Origin of the sequence: Pseudomonas sp. Pdm06 (assembly GCF_014851795.1) — a bacterium.
Taxonomy (GTDB): Bacteria; Pseudomonadota; Gammaproteobacteria; order Pseudomonadales; family Pseudomonadaceae; genus Aquipseudomonas; species Aquipseudomonas fluorescens_AA.
This window is the reverse complement of the sequence record NZ_JACVAH010000013.1, coordinates 78,997-102,103: the sequence shown is the minus strand read 5'-3', so window position 1 is coordinate 102,103 and position 23,107 is coordinate 78,997. Positions and strand designations below refer to the sequence as shown.

The following is a 23,107-nucleotide window of genomic DNA, read 5'->3' as shown; positions in this document are numbered from 1 at the left end:
AATGAACTGGCGTTAGCGCCGGTCTGCTGAACTAGAAAAGGGTGGTGGGAAAGCGTTACAGCGGACTCTCGATTTTTATGCACTGCAAAACCCGTGGCGCGGGAGCAAGCTCCCTCGCCACAGGGGATTGCGGGCGGTCCGGGCAAAAAAAACGGCCTGAAGGCCGTTTCTTTTACTGCGACAGACTCAACCGCCCAGATACGCCTCGCGCACTTTCGGGTCGGTCAGCAGGGCTTCACCGGTGCCTTGCATCACCACCCGGCCGTTCTCCAGCACGTACGCCCGGTCGGCGATTTTCAGCGCCTGGTTGGCGTTCTGCTCTACCAGGAACACCGTCACGCCATCCTTGCGCAGTTGCTCGATGATGTCGAAGATCTGCTGGATGATGATCGGTGCCAGGCCCAGGGAAGGCTCGTCGAGCAGCAGCAGCTTGGGTTTGCTCATCAGCGCACGGCCGATGGCGAGCATTTGCTGTTCGCCGCCGGACATGGTGCCGCCGCGCTGGGTAAAGCGTTCTTTCAGGCGTGGGAAAAGGTGCAGGACCTTGTCCATTTGTTCCTGATAGTCGCCCTTGTCGGTGAAAAATCCGCCCATGGCGAGGTTTTCTTCCACGGTCAGTCGGGCAAATACCCGACGGCCCTCAGGTACCACGGCGATGCTCTTGCGCATGATCCGCGCCGAGTCCTGGCCCACCAGTTCCTCACCCATGTAGCGGATGCTGCCGCTGTGGGCCTGGGGCGAACCGCAGAGCGTCATCAGCAGGGTGGATTTGCCGGCACCGTTGGCACCGATCAGCGTGACGATTTCGCCCTGGCGGACTTCGACGTTGACGCTGTGCAGGGCCTGGATCTTGCCGTAGAAGGTGGAAACGTTTTCGAACTGCAGCATTTACGCTTCCCCCAGGTAGGCTTTGATCACTTCAGGATTGTCGCGGATCTGTTCCGGCGTACCGTCGGCCAGGGGCGTGCCCTGGTTGATCACGACGATGTGGTCGGAAATGCTCATGACCAGCTTCATGTCGTGCTCGATCAGCAGCACGGTGACGTTGTGCTCCTCACGCAGCACGCCGATCAGGGCCTTCAGGTCTTCGGTTTCCTTCGGGTTCAGGCCGGCGGCCGGTTCGTCGAGCATGAGGATCCGCGGACGGGTCATCATGCAACGGGCGATTTCCAGGCGCCGTTGCTGACCGTAGGCCAGGGTGCCGGCGGTACGGTTGGCGAACTCGGTGAGATTGACCTTGTCCAGCCAGTACTCGGCGTACTCCATGGCCTCGCGTTCGCTTTTGCGGAACGCCGGGGTCTTGAACAGGCCGGCAAAGAAGTTGGTGTTCAAATGACGATGCTGGGCGATCAACAGGTTCTCGACCGCCGTCATGTCCTTGAACAGCCGCACGTTCTGGAAGGTACGCACCACACCCTTGCGGGCGATGTGGTGGCCGGGCAGGCCCTGGATCGGCTCGCCGTCCAGCAGGATGGTGCCGCCGGTGGGCTGGTAGAAGCCGGTCAGGCAGTTGAACACGGTGGTCTTGCCCGCGCCGTTCGGCCCGATCAGGGCAACCACTTGCTTCTCTTTCACGGTCAGGGCCACGCCGTTGACCGCCAGCAAACCGCCGAAGCGCATGCTCAAGTTTTCGACTTTCAGGATCTCGCGGCTCATTTGCGCAGCTCCATGTGGGGGCGTTGCATAGGCAGCAGACCTTGAGGACGCCAGATCATCATCAGCACCATCAAGGCGCCGAACATCAACATGCGGTATTCGCTGAATTCACGCATCATTTCCGGCAGCAGGATCATCACGATCGCCGCCAGGATCACGCCCAACTGCGAGCCCATCCCGCCCAGCACCACGATGGCGAGGATGATCGCCGACTCGATGAAGGTGAAGGATTCCGGCGTCACCAGGCCTTGGCGAGCGGCGAAGAAGCTGCCGGCAAAACCGGCGAACGCAGCGCCGAGGGTAAAGGCCGACAGTTTGATCACGGTTGGGTTGAGACCCAGGGCACGGCAGGCGATTTCGTCTTCACGCAGTGCCTCCCAGGCGCGGCCGATCGGCATGCGCAGCAGGCGGTTGATGACGAACAGCGCGGCCAGGGCCAGCAACAGGGCAACCAGGTAGAGGAAGATCACCTTGTTGATCGAGTTGTATTCCAGGCCGAAGTACTCATGGAAGGTCTGCAGGCCTTCGGCGGCTTTACGTTCGAAGGTCAGGCCGAAGAACGTCGGTTTCTCGATGTTGCTGATGCCGTTCGGGCCACCGGTGATGTCGGTCAGGTTGCGCAGGAACAGGCGGATGATCTCGCCAAAACCCAGGGTCACGATCGCCAGGTAGTCGCCGCGCAAGCGCAGGACCGGGAAACCCAGCAGGAAACCGAAGGTGGCGGCCATCATCCCGGCGATGGGCAGGCAGATCCAGAAGCTCAGGCCGAAGTAGTGGGACAGCAGCGCGTAGCTGTAGGCGCCGACGGCGTAGAAACCGACGTAACCCAGGTCCAGCAGGCCGGCCAGGCCTACGACGATGTTCAGGCCCAGGCCCAGCATCACGTAGATCAGGATCAGCGTGGCGATGTCCACCGCGCCGCGAGAGCCGAAGAACGGCCACACCAGGGCCACGACGATCAGGCCCAGCACGATCCAGCGCTGGGTGCTCGGCAGGGTCAGGAAGTGGCTGGCCTTGGCCGGGATCACCGGCAGGCCGGGCGAAGACTTCCACGCCGCGCTGATCTGCGTGCTGAACAGCACGCGCACGAACATCAGCAGCGAGCACACGGCGATGGTCGCCAGGATCGCCGGGCTGGTGCCGTGCACTTCCAGGTTGATGCCGACGATGGTCAGTTTAAGACCCAGTACCGGGTAGGCCACGGCCCAGACCAGCAGGGCGCTGAAAAGCGCCGATTTGAGATGCCTAGTCATACTTTCTCAACCTCCGGGCGGCCCAGGATGCCGGTCGGCCGGAATAACAGAACCAGAACCAACAAGCCGAACGCCACGACGTCCTTGTACTGGTCGCCGAAGATGTCGGCGCCAAAGGCTTCCGCCACGCCCAGCACCAGCCCGCCGAGCATCGCCCCGGGGATGCTGCCGATGCCGCCCAGTACCGCGGCGGTGAAGGCTTTCAGGCCCACGAGGAAGCCGGCGTTGGGGTTGATCACGCCGTATTGCATGCTCAACAGCACCGCGGCGATGGCCGCCAGGGCCGCACCGATGACGAAGGTCAGGGCGATGATGTTGTTGGTGTTGATGCCCAGCAGGTTGGCCATCTTGATGTCCTCGGCACAGGCGCGACAGGCGCGGCCGAGGCGGGAACGGGAGATGAACAACGTCAGGCCGAGCATGGCGACCAGGGTCACCACGAACACCACGATTTGCATGTAGGAAATCAGCACTTCATGTGCCCCGCCTGGCCCGATGGCAAAGTTGCCCGGGATCAGGTTGGGAATGGATTTGTCCTTGGAGTCTTGCGAAAGCAGTACCGTGTTCTGCAGGAAGATCGACATGCCGATGGCGGAGATCAGCGGGATCAGACGGTTGCTGCCGCGCAGGGGGCGGTAGGCGATCCGTTCGATGCTGTAGCCATAGGAGCTGGTGACGACGATGCTCGCGAGAAACGCCGCGGTCATCAACAGCGGGACACTGTCGAGTCCCATCATGCTCAGCCCGGCGATGGCGATGAACGCCACGTAGGAGCCGATCATGTACACCTCGCCGTGGGCGAAGTTGATCATTCCAATGATGCCGTAGACCATCGTATAGCCGATGGCGATCAGGGCATACGTGCTGCCAACGGTCAGGCCGTTAACCAGCTGCTGGAAGAAGTGATAGATGTCAGGCATTACAGCGCTCCTAAAAACCTGATACGCATTTCACTGGTGGAGTCATTTTCCCGCCCGGGCCCCGTGGATCTGCATCCACTTCGAACACGAGGTTTGCCAGCGAACCGCTGATGACGGTTTTGAGATTTTCAGGTGGGGAGGCTGGCGGATCACGCCAGCGCGGCCCAATACATTTAAAACAAAGCCCACGGCACGCCGTGGGCTTTATTGGCAGTCAGTCAGGCCAGGCCTTACTGAGGCGAAGCTTCGGTTTTAGGTTTGCCGAAATGCCACTCGTAGACCACGAACTTGAAGTCCTTCAGGTCGCCTTTGGCGTCAAAGCTCAGGTCACCGGTAGGGGTCTTGAAGGTGCCGGCGTGGATGGCTTCAGCCACTTTGCCTGCGTCTTCACTCTTGGCAGCCTTGATGGCGTCAGCGATCACGGTCACTGCGGAGTAGGACGGGAACACGAACGGACCGCTCGGGTCTTCTTTCTTGGCCTTGAACGCGTCAGCCAGGGCAACGTTGGCCGGATCCTGGTCGAAGGATTTCGGCAGGGTCACCAGCAGGCCTTCGGAGGATTCCTTGGCGATTTGCGAGATGGAGTCGTTACCCACGCCTTCCGGACCCATGAACTTGGCCTTCAGGCCTTTTTCCTGGGATTGACGCAGGATCAGACCCAGCTCCGGGTGGTAGCCGCCGTAGTAGACGAAGTCGACGTTGGCTTGCTTGAGCTTGGCGATCATCGAGGAGAAGTCTTTGTCGCCGGCGTTCACGCCTTCGAAGACGGCCACTTTCACGCCTTTGCCTTCGAGGGTTTTCTTCACGGCGCTGGCGATGCCTTCACCGTACTGCTGCTTGTCGTGCAGGACCGCAACGATCTTCGGCTTGACGTGGTCGGCGATGTAGTTGCCGGCCGCAGGGCCTTGGGCGCTGTCCAGGCCGATGGTGCGGAAGATCATCTTGTAGCCGCGAGCGGTGATGTCCGGGCTGGTAGCCGCCGGGGTGATCATGATCACGCCTTCGTCTTCGTAGATGTCGGAAGCTGGCTGGGTGGAGCTGGAGCACAGGTGGCCGACCACGAACTTGACGCCGTCGTTGACGACTTTGTTCGCGACCGCGACCGCTTGTTTTGGATCACAGGCGTCATCGTACTCGACGGCGACGAGCTGCTTGCCGTCGACGCCGCCCTTGGCGTTGATCTGTTCGATGGCCATTTTCGCGCCACTGAACTGCATGTCGCCGTATTGGGCTACAGGGCCGGTCTTGGGGCCGGCGATGCCGATCTTGATGGTGTCGGCGGCAAACGAATGGCTGGCAACCCCGGCCAGAACCATAGCGGCAAACAGTTTGGAAATCTGCTTAGTAGCCTTAGTCATAGTGCTCCACTCATGCTGTTGTAGTTTTTATAGTCCTGGCGCCGTAGCAGCAGAACCGGGTCAGATATCTTGGATACCCTCGCGGAAAATGCCCCCGGCAACTGTACCGGTACAGTGTAGAGCGCCCATTGTTGGCAAGGGAAGCTGGCGCTTGGGGGCAAAACCTGGGGGTGTCGCTTAATTGAAAGAAAAAGACAGAATAGCGGCGGGGGTTGTCCGGTCGTTTCGGCAATCCTTGGCTTTCCTGCGCTTTTCAATCGGTACCGCAATTTGCTACCGGGTTTTTCTGCCAGACCACCGACGTTATCATTCGCGCCGATTTCTTTTCCGGACAGGTCCCATGAATCAAGAACCTAGCACCCTCTATGCCAAGCTGCTTGGAGAAACCGCATCCATCACCTGGAAAGAGCTGGAGCCGTTCTTTGCCAAGGGTGCCCTATTGTGGGTCGATCCGGCACTGGATTTGATCGCCGCCGCCGAGGCTGTCGCCCAGGACGAAGGTACCAAAGTCGCCGCCTGGCTGGCCGCCGACCAGCTCGCCAAGCTGTCTGAAACGCGGGCGCTGGATTTTCTGGAGCGCGATCCACAGCTTTGGGCGGTGGTGGTTTCGCCGTGGATTATGATCCAGGAAAGGGCGTCGAATTGATTGATGCACCAAGTTGGTTCGTGTTTTTGCGTTTGAAAAAGTGTGTAGGTGAGTAGCGTGATGGCACCCTGCCGTGGCGAAACGCCACAGGGCAGGGTGACGTATACGTAACGGGAACAGTTCATGGAGCAGCCTTTGGGCTGCTCAATTGTTTCTGGATGTTGTTCAGGTGCAGGATTCAGGACCGCTATCGCGAGCAAGCTCGCTCCCACAGTGGGCCTGTGTTCATAAAACCCTTGTGGGAGCGAGCTTGCTCGCGATCGAGGCGACGCGGTCCCTGCACCAGCCTCAGTAAGTCCTGCCAGTATGGTTATTCAGGGAAATAACCTTGGTCTTGCCAATGCGGTGGCGGTAGATCTCGCGCAGGTACTTGATGGATTTCTTCACGCAGTCGCGGGACAGGCGGATGTCGTTGATCGAGACGAACTTGTCCTTGTCATTGATCAGCTCGCGGTACTTCTTCTCGTACATCGGCTTGATCGCGTACCAGTTGGTGTCGAGGATCTTCGCCGGGTTTTCGAATTCGTTGAGCAGGTCGTCGATGCGTGCTTCGTCGAAGTCCTCATTGATGATGAAGTCCAGGATCGAGTTGTCCAGGGTTTCGTCGAAACGGTACGGGGTGCGGGCGAAGCAGCGTTTGATGAAGGCGACGATCAAGGTCAGGAAATCATCCGACAGGCACGGGCTCTTGGCGATCAGGGTGGTCAGCGACAGGTTCGCCGAGGCGCCGATCACCAACGCGTAACGCTTGAGCGTGGTGTTGGGGAACAGGCTGTTGAGGTGGGTCTTGAGCCGGTTCAGATCCATGTAGGACAGCTTGTAGTCCTTGGGCAAGGAGACGATGGACACCACCGACGAGCAATTCTTGAAGAAGTGCAGGTCATGCAGGGCCGCGGCGTCGTAGCCGGAGTTCTTGTATTGCTCCAGCGAGGCGCGGTAGCGCTTGGATTCGATCGGCAACAGGCTGATGCCTTCGATGGCCTGGGTGACTTTGTTGAAGTGCGGCAGGTCGATGGAGCGGAAGAACAGGTCGTCGATGTTCAGGCGCGGCGGCTCTTTCTCGAACACCTTGAACTTGTCGCCGCTCGGCACCGGGGTTTCCGGGACGACAGACTCGGCATAGGCGATTGCCACCGGGCCGGCCAGGCTCATGAACAGGTCGTTGGCGTCCAGGCGAATGGTTTCGCCGATGTCGATGCCGGCACGGCGGAAGTAGTTCTGGTCGTAGTCGGTGGTGACGGCCTGGGCCGTCAGGATGTTGAAGATCTGCTGGGAGATGTACTGGTTGGCGTGCTTCTCCATGGCATTGACATCAATGTTCTGGATGTTGCCGTCATCGCTTTCTTCGGCGTAGCGCATGATGTCGTTGGAGATCAGCATCATCGCGTTCCATGGGCGGATACGGCCCATCACGCTGGCTTCGCTGCTGTCTTCGTTGGCGAAGTTGTACGAGAAATCCCATTCTTCCGACAGGTACTTGCACAGCAGGCGTCCGGCGTTGATGTGCAAGGCTTCGGACATTTCGCTGCGGTGGTCGGAAATGTTCGGCAGCACGCAGATGCCGCTGGTGAAGATCGGCTCGAAGACGAAGGAGTGGCCGCTCTTGCTGTCGTGTTCGTCCATTGGCTTGGTGTCGAACGTCTTGTTCATGTACGAGTACTGCTGGGCCAGGCCGAACTCCGAGGCCATGCCCGAGCCGGTACCGCCGCCGGCGCTGAAGATCGAGAAGTACAGGCGCGACTGGTTGGCCTTGATGCCGCAGCTGTCGATCAGGTACGAGTGGATCATTTTCCAGTCGGGGCTGGAGAAGCGCTGGGTGTCCTTGTTCAGGATGATCTTGGCCAGGTACTGGCCCAGGATCGGCGCGTTACCGGCACCACCGGCGTGGACTTCCGACAGGTCCATGATTTTCATTTTGCTGTAGTCGCGCAAGAAGCCGCTTTTTTCGCCCTTGCGCGAGAAACGGATGCGCCCGGCGATGTCCTTGTCCAGGTCGCCGAGCATCACCAGCGGCTCTACCAGGAACACCGGCTTGCTGGCCTTGCTGGTGCCCAGGCGCAGGTTGTTGCGGATCCATTGTGCGGGGCTGTAGCCCTTGTCGCTGTAGCCTTTGTCTTCGGCGTTGAATTCGTTGAGGTAGAACTTGCGGGCGTTGTACACCAGCTCGGCCACGTCCAGGGCGATGTTGGAGCCGCAGCGACCCAGGCCGATCAGGCACACCGACGGGAACTCCTGCTGGGCGCGGTCGTATTCGTCGTCCACCAGGTGCGGCGGGCGCGGGAACACGGTGTCACGCAGGCCGTCGAGGTTATCGAGGATACGGTCGGTGTTGGTTTCGGTGAAATACAGATACTGCTGGGTCGACAGAGGGCGCGGGGGGCTCGACGGCTTCGAGACTTCCGGGCCGTTGGCGGCCGGGCTCAAGGTCAGATCGGATACCGCAGTGGCTGTTTTTTTTGAGGTCATTGTGCGCCATGTGCCTGAACTGGTGGCTCGACGAATGCGATCATCGAACGCTCGCGGATGGGAGTTCGCGCCTGTATAAACGCGAAAATCGGTCCAAGCGGTCAGGGCTACGGCCTGAGCAGCGCTCGGGATAATCTTTTCCTGATCACGTTGAATCGGCCACCGGACTTCGATCTTTAACCAGCAAAAGGCAAAATGATGGCAATTGTTACAGGAGTTTGATCGGCATCAAGAAATACGCCGCGTCCCATGGGCGGGTATCAGCCTTGCGAATGATTGGAGACAGCTCCCGTGCCGCTGTCTAGATTGCATATCCAGGCCACGGACCGTTGGCCCATAACAATAAAAGAGACGGACCCATGCAGAACTCGACCCAAGCGGCGAATGCCTGGCGCATTCTGTTCCTGTTGTTCCTGGCCAACCTGTTCAATTTCTTCGACCGCACCATCCCGGCGATCATCATCGAGCCGATCCGCATGGAGTGGAGCCTCAGCGACTTCCAGATCGGCATCATCGGCACCGCTTTCACCATCGTTTATGCCATCGCCGGCTTGCCGCTGGGGCGCATGGCCGATACCGGTTCGCGCAGCAAGTTGATGGGCTGGGGCCTGGCGGCCTGGAGCGGACTGACGGCGGTGAACGGCCTGGTGGGCAGTTTCTGGGCGTTCCTGGTGGTGCGCATGGGTGTCGGTATCGGCGAGGCCAGCTACGCACCAGCCGCCAACTCACTGATTGGTGATCTGTTCCCGGCGCACCGTCGGGCTCGGGCGATGGGCATCTTCATGCTCGGCCTGCCCCTGGGCCTGCTGTTGGCGTTTTTCACCATTGGCGCGATGGTCAAGGCGTTCGACAGCTGGCGTGCGCCGTTCTTCATCGCGGCGGTACCGGGGCTGGTGCTGGCGGTGTTCATGTTTTTCATCAAGGAGCCCAAGCGCGGCGCGGCGGAAACCGTGCAGGTCTCCCAGGAAAAGATCGACAAGCCGGTTCGCCGAGTGTTGGCGATTCCCACCTTCCTGTGGCTGGTGCTGGCAGGGCTGTGCTTCAACTTCGCCACCTATGCCTGCAACTCCTTCCTGGTGCCAATGCTGCAACGTTATTTCCTGATGCCGCTGCACGAGGCGGCCGTGGCCACCGGGATCATGGTGGGCGTGACGGGGTTGTTCGGGCTCACCCTGGGCGGCTGGGTCGCGGACAAGATCCACCAGCGCGTGCCCAACGGCCGCCTGCTGTTTGCAGCGTTCAGCCTGGCGATCTCGACGGTCACCACGGCGTGGGCCCTGCATGCCGGACGCATTGAAATCGGCGTGTTCGTGGCGGTGTTCAGCGTGGGTTGGCTGTTTGCCTATAACTTTTACACCTGCGTCTACACCGCGATCCAGGACGTGGTGGAGCCACGCCTGCGCGCCACGGCGATGGCGTTGTACTTTGCCGGGCTGTATTTGCTCGGTGGCGGCCTGGGGCCGGTGGTGGTGGGCGGCTTGTCCGACTACTTCGCCCGCACGGCCATGGCCAGCGCGGGTGTCGACCAGATGACCGAAGCATTCAAGGCCATCGGCCTGCACGATGCGATGTACCTGATCCCGGTGGCGCTGCTCTTGACCATGGTGTTCCTGTTCCTGGCGTCACGCTGCTTCGTGCGCGATGCCAAGCGGATGAAGGACGGGATGAGCGCGGAGGTGATGTCGCAGGGCGTCGCGGCGACGGCTTGATAGCATTTGTGCGAGCAAGGCTTGTGTGGGAGCAGGGCTTGCCCGCGATGAAGGCGATGCGGTCTTTCAAAAAACCGAGGTGCCTGTTTCGCGAGCAAGCTTTGCTCCCACAATCCTTCTTCACCGATACAGGTTACCCAGCCTTCTCATCCCGCCCACGCAGCAAGCGATTGGGCATCGCCACCGCGGCCGCCAGCCCCAACAGCGATACCGCCGCGCTGATCAACAGCAAATGCCGGAATGTCGCCTGCAATGCCTGGCGCAAGGCGTTCTGGGCTTCGCCCGGGGCGGCGTTGAGGCCGTCCAGCAAGACGTTGCCGGCATGTCCTTCACCGATCAACGACGCGCCGGCGAGTTGGGCCAGGCTTGAGTCCTGCAGCAAGGCCAGCAGCAAGGCCGACATCAACGCCACGCCCACCGCGCCGCCAAGGGAACGGAACAGGTTGGTGGTGCTGGTGGCGACGCCGATATCCGCTTGTTGTACCGAGTTCTGCGAACCCACCAATGAGGTGGGGAACTGCATGCCGGAGGCGATGCCGCTGAGCAGCATGAACAGGCTGCTGAGCCAGAACGCGTCAGGCGCAGTGAAGGCCATGCCGAGGATGGCGAAGGGAAAGAGCAGGGCACCGCTCAGGATCATCGGTTTGTAGCGCCCCGTGACCGAGGTCCGGCGGCCGGCGAAATACGCACCGATCGGCAGCCCTATCGCCAGCGGCAACAAGTGCAACGCCGCACTGTCGGCACCGGCGCCGGTCACGCTCTGGAAGCGCAACGGCACCAGCACCGTCAGGGAAATCGCCTGGAAACTGGTGAAGAACACCGTGCACCAGCACAGCACCGCGCTGCGGTTGGCGAACAGGTGCATCGGCAGCAACGGTTCCCGCGCCCGGCGCTCGTACCAGGCGAACGTCCCCAGGGCTATCCCCGCGCAACCCAGCAACCCCAGCACTTCACGGCTGTGCCAGGCATGGCCCTGGCCGACCTCGGTGATCCCCAGCAGCAACGCCGTCAGGCCAATGATCAGCAACACGGTGCCCAGGTAATCGATGATCGGCGTGCGTTGCGGTACTGGCAGCCCCACCAGGGTGCGTCGGGCCACCCACCAGGCCGTGAGGCCCAGCGGCAGGTTGATCCAGAACACCCAGCGCCACGACAAGTATTCGGTCATGTAGCCACCGAGCACCGGCCCGGCCACGCTGGCCACCGCGTACATGCTGCTGAAATACCCTTGGTAGCGCCCCCGTTCGCGGGGCGGGATGATGTCGCCGATGATCGCCTGGCTCACCGAAATCATCCCGCCGGCGCCGATGCCCTGGACAATCCGCGCCAGCACCAGTTGTTCCATGTTTTGCGCCAGGCCACAGAACAGCGAGGCCAGGGTGAACAGGCCCATGCCGAACAGCATCAGCGGCCGGCGTCCGTAGAGGTCACCGAGCTTGCCGTAGATGGGCACCGCCACGGTCATGGCGACCATGTAGCCGGAAATCACCCAGGCCAGCAGGCTGACGTCGGCAAATTGTGCGGAAATGGCCGGCATCGAGACGGCGACGATGGTCTGGTCCAGCGCGCCCAGGAAAATCGCCAGCATCAGGGCCACCAGCACGCTGCGGATGGCCGGTTTCGGGGCTTGGAGTGTATTGAGCTGAGTCACGGCAGAACCTGCGGGCATTGCGCCGAAGAGGCGAATGGGACGAAGCCCGCAGTTTAAGTCGGTAGGCGGCTATTCGATAGCCTCGTAAGGAAGTCCGACGTAATTTTCCGCAATGGTTTTTCGGCCGGCCTCGGAGTCGAGGAAGTATTCGAGCTCGGCTTCGCTGATGCGCTGGTTGAAGGCATCGTCGTCGAAGCGGTGTAGCATCGAAGTCATCCACCACGAGAACCGTTCGGCTTTCCAGACGCGCCGCAGGCAGATGGCCGAATATTGCTCCAGCAAGTCCACACGGCCGTCGCGATAGACCTTGAGCAGGATGTTGAACAACGTACTGACATCGCTGGCGGCCAGGTTCAGCCCCTTGGCCCCGGTCGGTGGGACGATGTGGGCCGCGTCGCCCACCAGGAACATCCGCCCGTACTGCATCGGCTCGACCACGAAGCTGCGCAGCGGCGCGATGCTTTTCTCGATGGACGGGCCGGTCACCAGGGCCTCGGCCAGGTCGGTGGGCAGGCGGTTTTTCAGTTCATGCCAGAAACGCTCGTCCGGCCAGTCGGCCACTTGCTCCTCGGCGGGGACTTGCAGGTAGTAACGGGTACGGGTCTTGGAGCGCATGCTGCACAGGGCAAAACCGCGGGCGTGCCGAGCGTAGACCAACTCTTCGTGAACCGGCGGGGTGTCGGCCAGCACGCCGAGCCAGCCAAACGGGTAGACGCGCTCGAAAACCTTGAGTTTTTCCGCCGGAATGGACTGTCGCGCCACGCCGTGGAAACCGTCGCAACCGGCAATGTAGTCGCAGTCCAGGCGCAAGGTTTGCCCTTCATGCTCGAAGGTCACGAAAGGGTGCTCGGTTTGCATGTCATGGGGCTGGGCGTTGCTGGCCAGGTACAACGTGCGGGCGCCGGCGGCTTCGCGGGCGGCCATCAGGTCACGGGTCACTTCGGTCTGGCCGTAGACCATGACGTTTTTACCGCCAGTCAGGCCCTTGAGGTCGATGTGCACCCGCCGATCGTTGAGCACCAGTTCAAAGCCGTCATGGGGCAGGCCTTCGGCGTCCATGCGTTGGCCGACGCCAGCCTGGCGCAGCAGTTCGACCATGCCTTGCTCCAGCACACCGGCGCGGATGCGGCCCAGTACATAGTCCGGGGTCTGGCGTTCGAGGATGACAGTGTCGATGCCGGCGTTGTGCAGCAACTGGCCGAGCAGCAGGCCAGAGGGGCCGGCGCCGATAATAGCGACTTGGGTCTTGAGGGTTTTCATTGTTCTTATGACTCGCACGAAGCACGCGACCAGGGTCGGTGTTGATTATTAGAAATCGAGTGCCTACATTTTTCGCTTGCGGACCTGTCAGTTGAAGGGGAAAACTGAGCCGATACCTGTACTTTCTGCCAATTGGTGCGATTATCGCCCGCAACCCCAGGCCCGGATCCACGTTATGAAAAAACCTGACCTGCCTTCGATCCCGGTGTTCAAGCTCTATGGTGAGAGCCAGGAATGGCCGACCCCGGACCTGCTGCACTGCGAAACCATCTCCAAGCGCAGCCGCGAGCATCACTGGGAAATCAAACCCCATCGGCACGCCGATCTGTGTCAGTTGTTGTTTGTCTTCAAGGGCCAGGCGGAACTGGAAATCGAAGGCCGGCGCACGCAGCTCACCGAGCCGGCCGTGCAGATCCTGCCGCCGCTGTCGGTCCATGGCTTTCGTTTTTCCGAGGATGTGGAAGGTTACGTGGTGACCCTGGCGGCGCCGCTGGTCACGCACCTGCAAACGCAACTGGGGCATTCGGTCAATGTGCTGGCCCAGGCCGAAAGCTACCCCGCCCTCGAGAATGCCGAGTACCTCAACAGCCTGTTCAGCGCCCTGCAGAATGAATACATGGGGCATCAGCCGGCGCGGGAAATGCTGATGCATGCGCTGGTCAGCGTGATCATGGTCTGGGTCAGCCGCCAGGTGATGCAGCGACACACCCAGGCCCAGCGCCCGCAACGGGCCCGGGAATACCTCAACGGGTTCATTCAGTTGGTGGAAGAAACCTATCGCGAGCACGTCAAGGTCGAAGACCTGGCCCATCGCCTGGGCATTTCCGTGTCGCACCTCAACGGCACCTGCCGGGAACTGGCGGGGCAACCGGCGTTGCAGATCATGCACGAGCGCCAGTTGTTGGAAGCCAAGCGCCTGCTGACCTACACCGGCATGACCATCTACGAGATTTCCGAACTGCTCGGGTTTTCCGACCCGACCAACTTCACCCGGCTGTTCCGCCGGCGCGTCGGCATCTCGCCCAAGGCGTTCCGGGACCGGCTCAAGACCGATCAACAGGACGACTGACCACGCCTCAGCGCAGGGCGTTCAGGGTTGCGCTGTGGGGGATGCAGCGTTCGAAGTTGCAGCTGGCGTATTCACGGGGCAGTTGCCTGGCCTGCTCGACCCGGTAGGCCGCAGTGCCATACAGCGCAAGCGTGGCGGCGCAGGTGACGAAAATGGCGAGGCGTCTTCTTGTTTTGATGTTCATGGCGATGACCTCTGAACGAATACCCGGGGGTACTACTTTCAGCATAGGTCAGCCGTGGCGGGTTGCCAGCCAGACCGGTATCGCATGTAACTCGATATTCAGAACGCTGATGCCCCTGTGTGGAGCGAGCTTGTGGGAGCAAGGCCTGTGGGAGCAAGGCTTGCCCGCGATGCAGACACCTCGGTGTAGCGGATAAACCGAGGCGATGCCATCGCGGGCAAGCCTTGCTCCCACAGATCAGTTCCACAGGGGATTGGGGTGGTCTTTTAGCCGGGTTATGCCAGGTGTTCCGGCTTCATCGGATCGCCCGGCTTGACGTCCAGTTGCTTGCGCACGTCTTCGAACATTTTGTCGTAGTACTCGTGCATCGAGCCGATGCTGGCGGTCTTGGGCAGGCCGTATTTCTGGGCGATGCGCGTGGCGTGGCGGGCGAAGTCGAAGGCCTGGTCCTTGGCCAGGAAGAATGTCTCGTCCAGTGATTTGTCTTCGACGGTGCCATGCACCCGGAATGACATGCCCGTGCCTTCCTTGCCGTCTTGGTCGACCTTGTAGTCGATGCACAGGTTGTAGCTGAAATCTTCCTTGGTCAGCGCGTGGCGCTCCATGTGCAGGTGACCGGGTTCGAACATGGCCATAAACGACTCTCCTCAAGGGCGTGGGTGTAGGGCAGACCCCGGATCCACCCTGCAAGTTTCCTGTTATCGATAAGTGATGCCCGCTGTGGCCGTGCTGATGCGAGTGCCGGCCTGGCCCTGGACGATAGCATCGATGTCCGACAGCGACCCGATCACCGCGACCTTGCCCGTTTTGCGCGCGAACTCGCAGGCCGCCTGCACCTTCGGCCCCATGGAGCCGGCGGCGAAGCCGAGCTTTTCCATTTCGTCGGGGTGGGCCTGGGCGATGGCTTTCTGGGTCGGCTTGCCGAAGTCGATGAACGCGGCGTTGACGTCGGTGGCGATCACCAGCAGATCGCTTTCCAGCTGTTCGGCCAGCAGCGCCGAGCACAGGTCCTTGTCGATCACCGCTTCCACGCCCTGCAGCTTGCCGTTGGCGTCGTACATCGTCGGAATGCCGCCACCGCCGGCGCAGATTACGATGCTGCCTTTTTCCAGCAGCCATTTGATCGGGCGGATCTCAAAGATGCGCTTGGGCCTGGGGCTTGCGACCACCCGGCGGAACTTGTCGCCGTCCGGGGCGATGGTCCAGCCTTTTTCAGCCGCCAGCTTCTGCGCCTCTTGCTGGCTGTAGACCGGGCCGATGGGTTTGGTGGGGTTCTGGAAGGCCGGGTCGTTGCCATCCACTTCGACCTGGGTCAGCAGCGTGGCGAAGGGGACTTCGAAGTCCAGTAGATTGCCCAGTTCCTGTTCGATGATGTAGCCGATCATGCCTTCGGTTTCGGCGCCGAGCACGTCCAGCGGATACGGCGTGACCGCGGTGTAGGCCGCCGCCTGCAACGACAGCAGGCCGACCTGCGGGCCGTTGCCGTGGGCGATGACCAGTTGGTTGCCGGGGTGGATCTTGGCGATCTGTTCGGTCGCGGTGCGGATGTTGCTACGTTGGTTGGCAGCGGTCAGGGGTTCACCCCGACGCAGGAGGGCGTTACCGCCCAGGGCAACGACGATGCGCATGGTGCTGTCCTTTCAAAAATGGATCGGGAACGCAGTACCCCTGTGGGGTTTGTGGGAGCAAGGCTTGCCCGCGATGCAGGCACCTCGGTGTAGCTGATGGACCGAGGCGATACCATCGCGGGCAAGCCTTGCTCCCACAGACCTTGCTCCCACAGTTCTGCTCCAGAGCGCGCGAATGCATGAGGTCCTAGATATCCGCCAGCGCCGACACCAGGATCGCCTTGATGGTGTGCATGCGGTTTTCCGCCTGCTCGAAGGCGATGTTGGCTGGGGACTCGAACACCTCCTCGGTCACTTCCACGCCATTGGCCAGGTTCGGATAGCGGGCGGCGATGTCCTTGCCGACCTTGGTTTCGCTGTTGTGGAACGCCGGTAGGCAATGCATGAATTTCACCCGTGGGTTGCCCGAGGCTTTCATCATTTGCGCGTTGACCTGGTAGGGCAGCAATTGCTCGATGCGTTCATCCCAGGCTTCCACCGGCTCGCCCATGGACACCCAGATGTCGGTGTGGATGAAGTCCACGCCCTTGACGGCGGCCTTCGGATCCTCGGTGATGGTGATGCGCCCGCCGCTCTCGGCGGCGAAGGCCTGGCACTGGTCGATGAAGTCCTGGTGCGGCCACAGGACTTTCGGCGCGCCGATGCGCACGTCCATGCCCAGTTTGGCACCGATCATCAGCAGCGAATTGCCCATGTTGTAGCGCGCATCGCCCAGGTAGGCGTAGCTGATGTCATGCAGCGGCTTGTCGCTGTGTTCGCGCATGGTCAGGGTGTCGGCGATCATCTGGGTGGGGTGGAATTCGGCGGTCAGGCCGTTGAACACCGGCACGCCGGCGAACTTGGCCAGTTCCTCGACGATCTCCTGTTCGAAGCCCCGGTACTCGATGGCGTCGAACATCCGCCCCAGGACCCGGGCGGTGTCTTTCATGCTTTCCTTGTGGCCGATCTGCGACGACACCGGGTCGATGTAGGTGACGTGGGCGCCCTGGTCATGGGCTGCGACTTCGAAGGCGCAGCGGGTGCGGGTCGAGGTTTTCTCGAAGATCAGCGCGATGTTTTTGCCTTGCAGGTGTGGACGCTCGGTGCCGGTGTATTTGGCACGCTTGAGGTCGCGGGACAGGTCCAGCAAGTAGTGCAGCTCGCGAGGGGTGTGGTGCATCAAGCTCAGCAGGCTGCGGTTGCGCATGTTGAAAGCCATGATATGGATCTCCTTGGGTTTCGGTTATCCCCTGGGCGGATATCGGGTCGATACCGGCCCAGGCTCAAAGGTCAGTAGTCGATCGGGTCGCGGATGATCGGGCAGGTCATGCAGTGGCCACCGCCGCGGCCGCGGCCCAGCTCGCTGGCGCTGATGGTGATGACTTCCACCCCGGCCTTGCGCAGCAGGGTATTGGTGTAGGTGTTGCGGTCGTAGCCGATCACCACGCCCGGCTCCACGGCCACCACGTTGTTGCCGTCGTCCCATTGTTCACGCTCGGCGGCGAAGCTGTTGCCGCCGGTTTCCACCACGCGCAAGGCCGGCAGCTTGAGGGCAGCGGCCACGGTGTCGAGGAAGCTGCCTTCTTCGCGGCGCACATCGATGCCGCCGGGCTTGCTCTCGTCAGGGCGCAGGGAGAAGGCGACGATCTGGCTCACCACTTCCGGAAAAACCGTGACCAGGTCGCGGTCGCAGAAACTGAAGACGGTGTCCAGGTGCATGGCGGCGCGGGACTTCGGCAGGCCGGCGACGATCACCCGCTCCACGGCCTTGTGCTTGAACAGGTTCAGCGCCAGTTGGCCGATGGCCTGGCGGGACGAGCGCTCACCCATGCCGATCAGCACTACGCCGTTGCCGATGGGCATCACGTCGCCGCCTTCGAGGGTGGCGTTGCCATGCTCCTGGTCCGGGTCGCCGTACCAGATCTGGAAGTCAGCCTGGGTGAACTCGGGGTGGAACTTGTAGATGGCAGTGGTCAGCAGGGTTTCCTGGCGCCGCGCCGGCCAGTACATCGGGTTCAGGGTCACGCCGCCGTAGATCCAGCAGGTGGTGTCGCGGGTGAACTGGGTATTGGGCAGCGGCGGCAGGATGAAGCTGGAGTGCCCGAGGAAGTCGCGGAACATCTGGATGGTCTTGCCACCGAAGCTGTCCGGCAGGTCGTCGGCCGAGACGCCGCCAATCAGGAACTCGGCGATATGGCGTGGCTCCAGGCTGCGCAGCCACGAACCGACTTCATTCACCAGGCCCAGGCCCACCGAGTTGGCGGTGATCTTGCGTTGCAGGATCCAGTCCAGGGCTTCGGGGATGGCGACGATGTCGGTCAGCAGGTTGTGCATTTCCAGCACGTCGATGCCACGCTCGCGCATCTTGGTGACGAAATCGAAATGGTCGCGCTTGGCCTGGTTGACCCAGATCACGTCGTCGAACAGCAGCTCGTCGCAGTTGTTCGGGGTCAAGCGTTGATGGGCCAGGCCTGGGGAACACACCATGACTTTACGTAATTTACCGGCTTCGGAATGAACGCCGTACTTCACTTTTTCCGTGGTCATTACAAATCCTCCCGTTAAAACAATCAGCCAGCTACAAGGTCAGGAAGCCGTCGTAGAGCCCATAGGCGGCCACCAGGGCGCCTGCGATCACTGCGGCGAAAATCAGCTTCTCGACAGAGGTGAAAACCGGTTTGCCCAACTCGTGCTTGGCCTTGGCGAACAGAATCGCGCCGGGGGCATAGAGCAGGGCGGAGAGCAGCAGGTACTTGATCCCGCCGGCGTACAGCAGCCACACCGCGTAGATCAGGGCTATGGCGCCGATGAGCAGATCCTTGCGCCGCTCGGCCGCGAAGCCTTCGTAGGTCTCGCCGCGCACCGCCAGCAGCACGGCGTAGGCCGCCGACCACAGGTACGGCACCAGGATCATCGAGGTGGCGAGGTAGATCAGTGACAGGTAAGTGCTGGCCGAGAACAGCGTGATGATCAAAAACAGCTGGACCATCGCGTTGGTCAGCCACAGGGCGTTGGCCGGTACGTGGTTGGCATTCTCCCGGCGCAGGAACTCGGGCATGGTGTGGTCTTTGGCGGCGGCGAACATGATCTCGGCGCACAGCAGCACCCAGGACAGCAGGGCGCCAAGCAGCGAGATGATCAGGCCGACGCTGATCAGCACCGCGCCCCAGTGGCCCACGACATGCTCCAGCACGGCGGCCATGGACGGGTTCTGCAGCTTGGCCAGTTCAGGTTGGGTCATGATGCCCAGTGACAGCACGTTGACCAGCACCAGGAACAGCAGCACGGTGATGAAACCGATGACCGTGGCCTTGCCGACATCGGAGCGTTTCTCGGCCCGTGCCGAGAAGATGCTGGCACCCTCGATGCCGATGAACACCCACACGGTGACCAGCATCATCTTGCGCACCTGGTTCATCACGCTGCCCAGGTCCGGGTTTTTCACGCCCCAGATGTCGGCGGTGAAGATGTCGAGCCTGAAGGCGAACACTGCGATCAACACGAACAGCAGCAACGGCACGACCTTGGCAATGGTGGTGACCAGGTTGATGAACGCCGCTTCCTTGATGCCGCGCAGCACCAGGAAATGCACCGCCCACAGCAATACCGAGGCGCCGATCACCGCGGCAACGGTGTTGCCTTCACCGAAAATCGGGAAGAAGTAGCCCAAGGTGCTGAACAACAACACGAAGTAGCCGACGTTGCCCAGCCAGGCGCTGATCCAGTAGCCCCAGGCCGACGAGAAACCCATGTAGTCGCCGAACCCGGCCTTGGCGTAGGCATACACGCCGCCATCCAGGTCGGGCTTGCGATTGGCGAGGGTCTGAAAGACAAAAGCGAGGGTCAGCATGCCGACAGCGGTAATGGCCCAGCCAATCAGTACCGCACCGACATCAGCGCTGGCGGCCATGTTTTGTGGCAGGGAAAATATCCCGCCGCCGATCATGGAGCCGACAACCAAGGCAACTAACGCACCCAATCGAAGTTTTCCGGGGGTATCAGACATTTGCGAGACTCCAATGCAGGAGAAGAGAGTCGACAGAATAAGTCGATTTGAAAGTTGAATACCTGATCTGGATCAGTGCATGACAACATTCCATTGTTAATGAAGGAGTTGAGTGCTTTCCTTCACGTCCATAAGTTGCCAGAAGTCCAGTTTTAGAGGCTTCGGCAAGGTGTGGCGAGGCGGGTTTCATCCCGTAGGATTATTCACGCTAGTTGATTTTTGCTGGATCGCAACTATTTTGTAGGTTGTTTTCATGGCAGAAATAATTGTCTGGCGTGGTCTTTCTTATTGCTGTCCTGGACAATGGTCGGATTAATAATTCCTCGGACTTTGCGCGCGTGACGTTATTCAAAAACGTTATGTCGCATTATTTACTTAATGAGCGAGAAAGATGCCGCAGCCGATTGAAAAGTTACGACTCGGTGCGCTGGTGGCGCTGGTGGTGGGATCGATGATCGGTGGCGGGATATTTTCCCTGCCGCAGAACATGGCGGCCCGGGCCGACGTCGGAGCGGTGCTGATCGGTTGGGCGATCACCGCCGTCGGCATGCTGACCCTCGCCTTTGTATTTCAGACCCTGGCCAATCGCAAGCCCGAACTGGACTCGGGTGTCTATGCCTACGCCAAGGCCGGTTTCGGCGACTACATGGGCTTCTCTTCCGCGTGGGGCTACTGGATCAGTGCCTGGATGGGCAACGTCGGCTACTTCGTATTGCTGTTCAGCACCCTGGGGTATTTTTTCCCGGTGTTCGGCCAAGGCAACACGCCGGTGGCCATCGCCTGTGCATCGTTGCTGCTGTGGGCGGTGCATTTCCTGGTATTGCGCGGCATCAAGGAGGCGGCGTTCATCAACCTGGTGACCACCATCGCCAAAGTGGTGCCGCTGGTGATGTTTATCGTCATCGCCGCGGTGGCGTTCAAGGCCGAGGTGTTCACCCGGGACATCTGGGGCGAGATGAACCCTGACCTGGGCAGCGTGATGGACCAGGTGCGCCACATGATGCTGGTCACGGTCTTCGTGTTCATTGGCATCGAAGGCGCCAGTGTCTATTCGGCGCGGGCGGAAAAACGCGCGGACGTCGGGCGGGCGACGGTGATCGGCTTCCTCGGGGTCCTGGCGCTGCTGGTGCTGGTGAACGTGTTGTCCCTGGGGATCATGAGCCAGCCAGCCCTGGCGCAATTGCAGAACCCGTCACTGGCCGGCGTGCTGGAACATATCGTCGGGCCTTGGGGCGCGTTGTTGATCAGCCTCGGCCTGGCGGTGTCGTTGTTGGGTGCGTTGTTGTCCTGGGCGCTGTTGTGCGCCGAAATTCTCTATGCCACCGCCAGGGACAAGACGATGCCGGCGTTCCTGACCAAGGAAAACGCCAACCGTGCGCCGGTCAACGCGTTGTGGCTGACCAATGGCATGATCCAGTTGTTTTTGCTGATTACCCTGTTTTCCGCAGGCACCTATACCAGCCTGATCTACCTCGCGTCATCGATGATTCTGGTGCCGTACCTGTGGTCGGCAGCCTATGCGGTGTTGCTTTGCGCACGGGGCGAAACCTATGGGCAAGCCTCGGCCCGGCGCATGAAGGACCTGTGCATCGGTGGCGTTGCGCTGTGCTACGCGGTGTGGCTGCTGTATGCCGGCGGCGTGAAATACCTGCTGCTGTCGGCGCTGCTGTATGCGCCGGGGGTGATCCTGTTTGCCCAGGCCAAGCGCGAGCAGCGCCAACCCTTGTTCACCCATGTGGAAAAAGGCGTCTTTGCCTGCGTGATGGCGGGGGCGGGGGTGGCGGCTTATGGGTTGTACAGTGGATTTTTGACGCTGTGAGGCTTACCGGGAGGTTGAGGTGACGCCTTGGCGAGAGGGTTATGTGGGAGCAAAGCTTGCTCGCGAAACAGGCGCCTCGATTTCTGAGAGACTGCGGCGCTTCCATCGCGGGCAAGCCTTGCTCCCACATCAATCCCCTTACCACTGCGGGCGATGGGCGCCCAGTTCTGCCGCCGGCAAGGTCCATTGCAGTGGCGTCCCGGTGATTTTCAATGGCACCTGCAAGCGGTGGGCTGGCCCCCATGGCGTTTGTTCGACCACCAGGCCCTGATCATTATCGTCCTCGGCGCGCAATGGGGTCGGGTCCCCTGGGCCACGCTCGATCAACAGCTTCGCCGTGCGCGCCAGTGACAAGCGAGCCGAGCCGCCGTGCCCCCTCTCCAGGCGCCGGGTTAACAACACCAGGGCGCTGGCCGCCAGCAGATAGCCGGTGCCATGGTCCAGCGCCTGCACCGGCAGCGGTGTCGGTTTGTCGGTGTGTTTCCAACCCATGCCGGCTTCGGCAATGCCGCTGCTCATCTGCACCAGGCTGTCGAAGCCGCGCCGGTTCTGCCACGGGCCGCTCCAGCCGTAGGCGTTGAGGCTGACGTCGATCAGCCCCGGGGCCAGTTGCCGACGCTGTTCGACGCCATAGCCCAGGCGTTCGAGAGCGTCGGCACGGTAGCCGTGCAGGAGGATGTCAGTGTCCTTGAGCAGCGCCTCGAACACCGCGCGGTCGTCGGGCCGATGCAAGTCGAGGCGGGCGCAGCGTTTGCCCAGGGTGACTTCCGGGACCACGCCGGGTTCGTTCCAGGTCGGTGGGTCGATGCGCAGCACGTCGGCCCCCAGGCCAGCGAGGAAGCGGCTGGCGACGGGGCCGGCCAGCACGCGGGTCAGGTCCAACACCTTGAGGCCCGCCAGTGGCTGGGTCACGGAGCCGAGCCAGGGCTTGCGCTGTTCTGCAGTCGTTTCACTCAGGTGCACCAGCGGTTCGGCATTTACCGCCATGCCTTGGGGATGGGCCTGCCAGGACTGCCACGAGCGCATCTCGGCGGCGCAACCGCCAGCGTCGACCACGGCCTGTTCCAGCTCGGCCTTGTTCCAACGGGCTACCCTCGCAGCCATGTCGGCGCGGTCGGTGCAGGTGCCGAGGACTTTTTCCGCGGCCAGGCGATGATGCGGTGCGTTGGTGTGCAGGCGAATCCAACCGTCGGCGCAGGCGTAGTCACCGGCCACCGGGTCCCACATCGGCGGCACGCTCCAGCCGATGGGGCGCAGGGAAGTGGAGAACCAGAACGACGCCAGGCGCCGGTCGACCTCGACGGGCGGCAGGCGACCGGTTTGTTGATGGATGAGGGCGGCGGTTGCCTGGCCCGCCACGGCGATGCTGGCGCTGGCCAACTCCGTGACGGCGAAGGCCGAGGGCAGGGCGCCTTCGCCGCTGAAGGTGATTGGGGTCGTGGGCAAGCCGAGTGCGGTTTGCATGGACGTGAGCAGATCTGACATCGAAAGCCCTCCAGTACG

At 61.5% G+C, this 23,107-nt stretch carries 19 protein-coding genes; 4 read left to right on the top strand and 15 right to left on the bottom strand.

Annotation, left to right across the window (positions count from 1 at the left end; genetic code table 11):
* Nucleotides 1–186: 186 nt before the first annotated feature.
* The 5 genes from IB266_RS20735 to IB266_RS20715 form a co-directional block, all read right to left on the bottom strand.
* Complete coding sequence (locus IB266_RS20735) at nucleotides 187–888, bottom strand: ABC transporter ATP-binding protein (protein WP_003184675.1); 702 nt, start codon at nucleotides 886–888, stop codon at nucleotides 187–189.
* Nucleotides 889–1,656, bottom strand: a complete 768-nt coding sequence (gene livG, locus IB266_RS20730) for a high-affinity branched-chain amino acid ABC transporter ATP-binding protein LivG (protein WP_060738896.1) — start codon at nucleotides 1,654–1,656, stop codon at nucleotides 889–891.
* Nucleotides 1,653–2,909, bottom strand: a complete 1,257-nt coding sequence (locus tag IB266_RS20725; RefSeq protein WP_060738895.1) for a high-affinity branched-chain amino acid ABC transporter permease LivM — start codon at nucleotides 2,907–2,909, stop codon at nucleotides 1,653–1,655. The genes livG and IB266_RS20725 overlap by 4 nt, the downstream gene beginning before the upstream one ends.
* Nucleotides 2,906–3,829 (bottom strand): high-affinity branched-chain amino acid ABC transporter permease LivH, encoded by a 924-nt coding sequence (gene livH, locus IB266_RS20720; RefSeq protein ID WP_060738894.1) that lies wholly within the window; start codon nucleotides 3,827–3,829, stop codon nucleotides 2,906–2,908. Before livH ends, IB266_RS20725 begins: the two co-directional genes overlap by 4 nt.
* Nucleotides 3,830–4,059: 230 nt before the next feature.
* The gene (locus IB266_RS20715) at nucleotides 4,060–5,187 is read right to left on the bottom strand and encodes a branched-chain amino acid ABC transporter substrate-binding protein (RefSeq protein WP_060738893.1); all 1,128 of its coding nucleotides are present in this window, start codon (nucleotides 5,185–5,187) and stop codon (nucleotides 4,060–4,062) included.
* 340 nt (nucleotides 5,188–5,527) lie between these two features.
* Here IB266_RS20715 and IB266_RS20710 point away from each other — a divergent pair, with 340 nt between their 5' ends.
* Nucleotides 5,528–5,833: a DUF2288 domain-containing protein gene (locus IB266_RS20710; protein WP_053119051.1), complete on the top strand. Its 306-nt coding sequence runs from the start codon at nucleotides 5,528–5,530 to the stop codon at nucleotides 5,831–5,833.
* A 288-nt stretch (nucleotides 5,834–6,121) separates the two neighbouring features.
* Here the strand turns inward: IB266_RS20710 and IB266_RS20705 are convergent, their stop codons facing one another.
* Entirely contained in the window at nucleotides 6,122–8,299 is a 2,178-nt protein-coding gene (locus IB266_RS20705) for a hypothetical protein (RefSeq protein ID WP_060738892.1), read from the bottom strand.
* A 359-nt stretch (nucleotides 8,300–8,658) separates the two neighbouring features.
* On the opposite strand from IB266_RS20705, the gene IB266_RS20700 reads away from it, so the two are divergent.
* Entirely contained in the window at nucleotides 8,659–10,008 is a 1,350-nt protein-coding gene (locus tag IB266_RS20700) for a spinster family MFS transporter (RefSeq protein WP_192262264.1), read from the top strand.
* A gap of 133 nt (nucleotides 10,009–10,141) precedes the next feature.
* On the opposite strand, the gene IB266_RS20695 is transcribed toward IB266_RS20700, so the two are convergent.
* Nucleotides 10,142–11,677 (bottom strand): MDR family MFS transporter, encoded by a 1,536-nt coding sequence (locus IB266_RS20695; RefSeq protein ID WP_219739289.1) that lies wholly within the window; start codon nucleotides 11,675–11,677, stop codon nucleotides 10,142–10,144.
* A gap of 51 nt (nucleotides 11,678–11,728) precedes the next feature.
* Nucleotides 11,729–12,919 carry a 4-hydroxybenzoate 3-monooxygenase gene (gene pobA / locus IB266_RS20690; protein ID WP_060738889.1) on the bottom strand — a complete coding sequence of 397 codons (1,191 nt, stop codon included), beginning with the start codon at nucleotides 12,917–12,919 and terminating at the stop codon, nucleotides 11,729–11,731.
* 175 nt (nucleotides 12,920–13,094) lie between these two features.
* Between pobA and IB266_RS20685 the strand changes: the two genes are divergently transcribed.
* Entirely contained in the window at nucleotides 13,095–13,988 is an 894-nt protein-coding gene (locus IB266_RS20685) for a helix-turn-helix domain-containing protein (protein ID WP_060738888.1), read from the top strand.
* 7 nt (nucleotides 13,989–13,995) lie between these two features.
* Here IB266_RS20685 and IB266_RS20680 read toward each other — a convergent pair whose 3' ends face one another.
* The 6 genes from IB266_RS20680 to arcD (IB266_RS20655) form a co-directional block, all read right to left on the bottom strand.
* Nucleotides 13,996–14,172 (bottom strand): hypothetical protein, encoded by a 177-nt coding sequence (locus IB266_RS20680; protein WP_162843733.1) that lies wholly within the window; start codon nucleotides 14,170–14,172, stop codon nucleotides 13,996–13,998.
* 275 nt (nucleotides 14,173–14,447) lie between these two features.
* Nucleotides 14,448–14,807 carry a DUF5064 family protein gene (locus tag IB266_RS20675; RefSeq protein ID WP_192262263.1) on the bottom strand — a complete coding sequence of 120 codons (360 nt, stop codon included), beginning with the start codon at nucleotides 14,805–14,807 and terminating at the stop codon, nucleotides 14,448–14,450.
* Nucleotides 14,808–14,870: 63 nt separating this feature from the next.
* Complete coding sequence (gene arcC, locus IB266_RS20670; protein WP_192262262.1) at nucleotides 14,871–15,800, bottom strand: carbamate kinase; 930 nt, start codon at nucleotides 15,798–15,800, stop codon at nucleotides 14,871–14,873.
* 187 nt (nucleotides 15,801–15,987) lie between these two features.
* A complete protein-coding gene (locus IB266_RS20665; protein WP_192262261.1) occupies nucleotides 15,988–16,998 on the bottom strand; it encodes an ornithine carbamoyltransferase in 1,011 nt (336 codons plus the stop codon).
* Nucleotides 16,999–17,069: 71 nt separating this feature from the next.
* Complete coding sequence (gene arcA, locus IB266_RS20660) at nucleotides 17,070–18,326, bottom strand: arginine deiminase (RefSeq protein ID WP_192262260.1); 1,257 nt, start codon at nucleotides 18,324–18,326, stop codon at nucleotides 17,070–17,072.
* A gap of 31 nt (nucleotides 18,327–18,357) precedes the next feature.
* Nucleotides 18,358–19,785: an arginine-ornithine antiporter gene (gene arcD / locus IB266_RS20655; RefSeq protein ID WP_192262259.1), complete on the bottom strand. Its 1,428-nt coding sequence runs from the start codon at nucleotides 19,783–19,785 to the stop codon at nucleotides 18,358–18,360.
* A gap of 391 nt (nucleotides 19,786–20,176) precedes the next feature.
* Between arcD (IB266_RS20655) and arcD (IB266_RS20650) the strand changes: the two genes are divergently transcribed.
* Nucleotides 20,177–21,604 carry an arginine-ornithine antiporter gene (arcD, locus tag IB266_RS20650; RefSeq protein ID WP_192262258.1) on the top strand — a complete coding sequence of 476 codons (1,428 nt, stop codon included), beginning with the start codon at nucleotides 20,177–20,179 and terminating at the stop codon, nucleotides 21,602–21,604.
* A 138-nt stretch (nucleotides 21,605–21,742) separates the two neighbouring features.
* Here the strand turns inward: arcD (IB266_RS20650) and IB266_RS20645 are convergent, their stop codons facing one another.
* Nucleotides 21,743–23,089 (bottom strand): CoA transferase, encoded by a 1,347-nt coding sequence (locus IB266_RS20645; RefSeq protein ID WP_192262257.1) that lies wholly within the window; start codon nucleotides 23,087–23,089, stop codon nucleotides 21,743–21,745.
* Between the last annotated feature and the right edge of the window lie 18 nt (nucleotides 23,090–23,107).